The 5,896-nt window shown below is 73.8% G+C and carries 4 protein-coding genes; 1 reads left to right on the forward strand and 3 read right to left on the reverse strand.

The genetic code is table 11. The features are described from left to right. The 3 genes from QH283_RS24205 to QH283_RS24215 all read right to left on the reverse strand — a co-directional run. The coding region (locus tag QH283_RS24205) for a TetR/AcrR family transcriptional regulator (RefSeq protein ID WP_280505239.1) at positions 1–883 on the reverse strand (883 nt) is incomplete at its 3' end. Between the two features lie 10 nt (positions 884–893). Beyond that, complete coding sequence (gene hpnE / locus QH283_RS24210; RefSeq protein ID WP_280505240.1) at positions 894–2,255, reverse strand: hydroxysqualene dehydroxylase HpnE; 1,362 nt, start codon at positions 2,253–2,255, stop codon at positions 894–896. 90 nt (positions 2,256–2,345) lie between these two features. After that, entirely contained in the window at positions 2,346–2,888 is a 543-nt protein-coding gene (locus tag QH283_RS24215) for a histidine phosphatase family protein (protein ID WP_280505241.1), read from the reverse strand. 103 nt (positions 2,889–2,991) lie between these two features. Between QH283_RS24215 and QH283_RS24220 the strand changes: the two genes are divergently transcribed. Then, a partial coding sequence (locus tag QH283_RS24220) for a DEAD/DEAH box helicase (protein WP_280505242.1) occupies positions 2,992–5,896 on the forward strand: 2,905 nt, incomplete at its 3' end.

Genomic DNA, 5,896 nt, shown 5'->3' on the forward strand with positions numbered 1-5,896 from the left:
TGGAGCCACACGACTGCGAGGGTGGTGTCACGCGCCTTGTGCGGTCCGAGCCCGCAATGATGCTTGCGGTCGCGGGTGTAGCGGGACATCTCGGCGGTGGCAGGCTTGCGCCGCATCTGGCCTGCGGTGTGGGCGCGCCGGGGGGGGGGGGGGGGGGGGGGGGGGGGGGGGGGGCTCTCCCCGGGCGGCGCCTCGCCTCCAGCCGGACCGCCCAGCCGACCATCGAGCGCAGGTAGCGCAGCACGGTGTCGTCGTCGCAGGCCACCGGGTCGGCCAGGTGCAGGCGGAACAGCTCCTCGATGGAGGCGAGCAGCAGCCGGGTGGTGGTGCCGTTCGGGTCGACCATCACCCCCGCGTAGCGCGAGAGGTGCCTGGCGGTGATGGCGCGGGAGGACCTGCGGCCGACCTCGATCTGTTTGCGCAGCTGCGGCGGACCGCCGTCGGGCGGGCTGAGCAGGATGCGCCAGCTGTCCGGGGCGGCGTGCACATAGGCCAGGATGCCGCGGCCGACCTGGTCGACATCGGCGCCCTCGGCCTGCGCCCCCGACCAGTCCACGGTCTGCATGCCGCGGAAGGCGACCTGCGTCTCGCGTTCCAGCAGGACCGCGGTCAATCCGGCCAGGTCGCCGAACTGCTGGTAGATCAGTGCCCTGGCCACGCCCGCGGCACGCGCCACCCGGTCGATGCCGACGGCGGCGAAGCCCTCGGCGACCACGATGTCGCGGGTGACGTCGAGCAGCTGGTCGCGCCGGTCGGCCGCCGACATCCGCTTGCGCTTGGCCGGCTGTTCCTCGGCCGCGGGCTCCCCATCCCGCGCGCCGGTACGCGCGGGTTCGCCGCTCCGCTCGTCGCCCGGCCTGCCGCCCCCCTGATCGCCGCTCACACCGGCCCCCTCATCGCCCGGCGGGTTGCGCCAGGAGCAGCTCCACCGCCTTGGCGGCGCTCTGGACGGCGCTCTCCATGGTGGCCGACCAGTCGGTGGCGGTCCAGTCGCCCGCCAGCACCAGCGAGGGCACCGAGGTGCGCTGCGGGGGACGGAGGTCGTGCGTGCCGACGGTCTGGGAGAAGGTGGCCTTGGGCATGCGCACCACGTGGCCCTGGATCACCTCGGCCTGCGCGGCGGCCGGGTAGTAGCGGCGCAGCAGCGCCATCTGCTCGGCCACGATCTCGGCGTTGGTCTTGGTGATCTGCTCGTAGGCGCCGCTGGTGGTCAGGCAGTACAGCCAGGCCTTCTCGGTGCTGCGGCCGGTCATCAGCTGCCGGTCGAAGACCTCGTCGATGACCCCGGTGCCGCCGATGAGCGCCTCGAACTCGGTGGCGGTGCCCAGCGGGCGGTCCAGATAGAGGTTGGTGCTGACGATGGGGGTGTAGTGCAGCTTGTCGGCGGCGGCGTAGATCTCGGAGTGCTCGGGCAGGTCGTCGAGCAGGCCGCCGATGTTGGTGTTGGGTACCGCGCAGATCACCGCGTCGGCGGGCACGGTGGAGCCGTCGGCCATGGCAACGCCGGTCACCTTGCCGTCGACGATGTGGATGCGCCGCGCCACCGCCCGGTAGCGCACGTCGACGCCGCGTTCGCGGAACACCCGCAGGGCGCCGTCGACGTAGAGGGTGTCCAGATCGGTGGTCGGATAGCCGATGCTGACCGGGGTGAGGTGCTTGGCGCCGAGCCGGAAGCCGGTGGCCAGCACGTCGGCGAAGACCTTCGCCGACTCGATCTCCACCGGTTCGGCGGCGATGCCGAGCGCCAGCCAGTCCCACAGTGCCTCGCGGGATCTGGCGGGCATGCCGATGCGCTCGAACCACTGCGCGGTGGTCAGATCGGCCAGGTCGTGCGGCTGGTTGAGCGCCTGCCACAGCAGCAGGCCGGTGGCGCGCAGGGTGCGCAGCCGGTCCAGCAGGCCGGTGTCGGGATGCAGTCCGGTGAGGGTGCGGATGGCGCCGAGGCCGGTGACCGACATGGTGACCGAGCGGCCGTCGGGCCAGCGCAGGGTGGAGCGTTCCGGGAAGGCGACGTGCTCGCGGGTGCCGACACTGTCGAGGTAGCGGAAGAGGTTCTCGTAGCCGCTGGCGATGACGTGCTGACCGTTGTCCGGCGGATCGTCGACCGCGTCGACCTTCATGGCGTGGGCGCGCCCGCCCAGCCTGCCCCGCCGTTCCAGCAGTGTGACCTTCTTGCCCGCCTCGGCGAGCCAGACCGCCGAGGCCAGCCCCGCCAATCCGCCGCCGATCACCACGTACTGCCGCGGATCACCCATCCCCGCTCCTCCCGCTCCGGTTGCGAATTGTTAGTTAATCCGCATTCTTGTTCTGGCGCAAGCGGATCGGCATTCCGGCGAGGCGGGCGCTCAGCCGATGCGCACGGTCCAGCGGCCACGGTGCCGCAGCCGGGCCACCCCGCCGGGCGCCACGTCCAGCCGCCAGAACGCGGCGGGCGGGGCGTCGAGGGCGATCACCAGCGCCGACCGCACCACCGCGGGATGGGTGATTGCCACCGTCGGGGTGCCCTCGGCCGCCACGTCGGCCAGCCACTCGGCGGTGCGGGCCAGCACGTCGAGGACGGACTCGCCGCCGTGCCCCGCCCAGGACGGATCGGTGAGCCAGTGCTGCAGGTCGGCGGGCGGCAGCGTGTCCAGGGCGGCGCCACGCCAGTGACCGGCGTCGAGATCGCGCAGGCGCGGGTCGGGGGCGCCCGACAGCCCGAGCCGCTCGGCGGTCTGCACCGCGCGCAGCTCGGGGCCGGTGCGCACGGCGGCGTCCGAGGGCGGGGTGTAGGCGGGCAGGGCGTTGCGGCCGCCCTCGGTGAGCGGCTCGTCGGCCGGGAAGCGCGCGGCGCGCAGCGCCTCGGTGATGCCGTGCCCGATCAGGTCGAGTTTCAGCGCGGTGCCCACCCGCGTCAGCCTACGGCTCCGTCCCGCGCCTGCCTACGGGCTCGGGCGCGCCCGACCGCGTGGGTCGCGGCCGGTTGTCGGTGCGCGGGTGCACACTGAACGAGTGCCCCCGTTCTCGACCGCCAGGTTCTCCCACGCGACCAGGGAATGGTTCGACGGGGCCTTCGCCGCGCCCACCTCGGCGCAGATCGGCGCCTGGCAGGCGATCGCCGCGGGCGAGCACACCCTGGTGGTCGCGCCCACCGGCTCGGGCAAGACGCTCTCGGCCTTCCTGTGGGCCATCGACGAGCTGGCGCGCGGAGCCGGGGCCCGGCCGGACGATCAGGCCGCCTCCGGCGGTGCCGCGGCGTCGAGGGCTGCCGGGTCGAACGGCACCACCGTCCTCTACGTCTCTCCGCTCAAGGCCCTCGCGGTCGACGTCGAGCGCAACCTGCGCGCCCCGTTGGCAGGCATCACCCGCACCGCCGCCCGGTTGGGCCTCGAGGTCCCGGAGATCACCGTCGGCGTGCGCTCCGGCGACACCACCCAGGCCGCGCGCCGCGCCATGCAGCGCACCCCGCCCGACATCCTCATCACCACCCCCGAGTCGCTGTTCCTCATGCTGACCTCCGCCGCGCGCGAGACCCTGCGCACGGTGCGGACGGTGATCGTGGACGAGGTGCACGCCGTGGCCGGTTCCAAGCGCGGCGCGCATCTGGCGCTGTCGCTGGCCAGGCTGGATCTGCTCACCGGTCGCCCCGCCCAGCGCATCGGCCTGTCGGCGACGGTGCGCCCGGCCGAGGAGGTCGGCCGCTTCCTCACCGGCGCGGCGCCGGTCACCATCGTCGCCCCGCCCGCGCCCAAGACCTTCGACCTCAGCGTGCGGGTGCCGGTGCCTGACATGACCGAGCCAGGCGATTCCGACCAGCCGGGCTCCATCTGGCCGCACGTGGACGAGGCCGTGGTCGATCTGGTGCTGGCCCACCGCTCGTCGATCGTGTTCGCCAACTCCCGCAGGCTGGCCGAGCGCCTGACCGCCCGGCTCAACGAGGCCTACGCGGCCCGCCTCGGCGAGGCCGTGGACACCGCGCACGGCCCGCCCGCCCAGCTCGGCGCAAGCACCGAGGTCGTGCACGGCGCGGAACCGCTGCTGGCCCGCGCCCACCACGGCTCGGTGAGCAAGGAACAACGCGCCCTGATCGAGGACGACCTCAAGAGCGGGCGGCTGCGCTGTGTGGTGGCCACCAGCAGCCTGGAACTCGGTATCGACATGGGCGCGGTGGATCTGGTGGTGCAGGTGGAGGCTCCGCCCTCGGTGGCCAGCGGCCTGCAGCGCATCGGCCGCGCCGGGCACCAGGTGGGGCAGACCTCGCGCGGCGTGCTGTTCCCCAAGCACCGCACCGACGTGGTGCACTGCGCGGTGGCCGCGCATCGCATGGTGACCGGGCAGATCGAGGCGCTGCGCATCCCGGCGCACCCCCTGGACATCCTGGCCCAGCAGACGGTGGCCGCCTGCGCGCTGGAGCCGATCGACGCCGACGCCTGGTTCGAGACGGTGCGCTCCACCGGCAGCTTCGCCACCCTGCCCCGCTCGGCCTACGAGTCGGTGCTCGACCTGCTCGCGGGCCGCTATCCCTCCGACGAGTTCGCCGAACTGCGGCCCCGGCTGGTGTGGGACCGCGACGCGGGCACCCTCACCGGCAGGCCGGGCGCCCAGCGGCTCGCGGTGACCTCCGGCGGCGCGATCCCCGATCGCGGCATGTTCGCGGTGTACATGGTGGGCGAGAAGAACTCGCGGGTCGGCGAACTCGACGAGGAGATGGTCTACGAGTCCCGCGTCGGCGACGTCTTCGCCCTCGGCGCCACCAGCTGGCGCATCGAGGAGATCACCTTCGACCGGGTGCTGGTGACCCCCGCCTTCGGCCTGCCCGGCAGGCTGCCGTTCTGGCACGGCGACGGGCTCGGCAGACCCGCCGAACTCGGCGCGGCGCTGGGGGAGTTCCTGCGCAAGGCGGTCAAACGGGTGCCCGAGAGCACGCAGGAGGCCGGGCAACCGCCGCCCGCCGCCGACGGCGCGTTGGACGACCTGCTCGCGGGCGCCGGACTCGACGCCAATGCCACCGCCAACCTGCTCGCCCTGCTCGCCGATCAGCGCGCCGCCACCGGCCACGTGCCCACCGACAAGACGCTGCTGGTCGAGCGCTTCCGCGACGAGCTCGGCGACTGGCGGCTGGTGCTGCACTCGCCGTTCGGCCTGCCGGTGCACGCGCCGTGGGCGCTGGCCGTCGGCGCCAGGCTGCGCGAGCGCTTCGGCGTCGACGCCACCCCCAACGCCTCCGACGACGGCATCGTGGTGCGCCTGCCCGACACCACCGACGAGCCGCCCGGCGCCGAACTGTTCGTCTTCGAGCCGGACGAGATCGACGAACTGGTCACCGAACAGGTGGGCGCCTCGGCGCTGTTCGCCTCCCGCTTCCGCGAATGCGCGGCCAGGGCGCTGCTGTTGCCGCGCCGCGATCCCGGCAAGCGCGCCCCGCTGTGGCAGCAGCGTCAGCGCTCCGCCCAGCTGCTCGACGTGGCCCGCAAGTTCCCCGGCTTCCCGATCCTGCTCGAGACCGTGCGCGAATGCCTGCGCGACGTCTACGATCTGCCCGCCCTGACCGAGGTGCTCGGCCGGGTGGCACGCAGGCAGCTGCGCCTGGTCGAGGTCGAGACGGCCACCCCCTCGCCGTTCGCCAATGCCCTGCTCTTCGACTACATCGGCCAGTTCATGTACGAGGGCGACAGCCCGCTGGCCGAACGCCGCGCCGCCGCCCTGTCTCTGGACTCGAGTCTGCTCGCCGAACTGCTCGGCCGCGGGGGGCGGGGCGGTAAATCACGCCCCCCCCCCCCAACACCCCACCCACCCCCAAAACCCCCCCCCCCCCCCCCCCCACCCCCCCCCCCCCCCCCCCGCCCCCCCCCCCGCCCCCCCCCACCCCCCCCCCCCCCCGCCCGGGGGGCGGGGTGCAGGCGGGGGATCGTTATCC

The sequence above is a fragment of the Nocardia farcinica genome, assembly GCF_029867845.1.
In the GTDB taxonomy this organism is placed as follows: domain Bacteria; phylum Actinomycetota; class Actinomycetes; order Mycobacteriales; family Mycobacteriaceae; genus Nocardia; species Nocardia farcinica_A.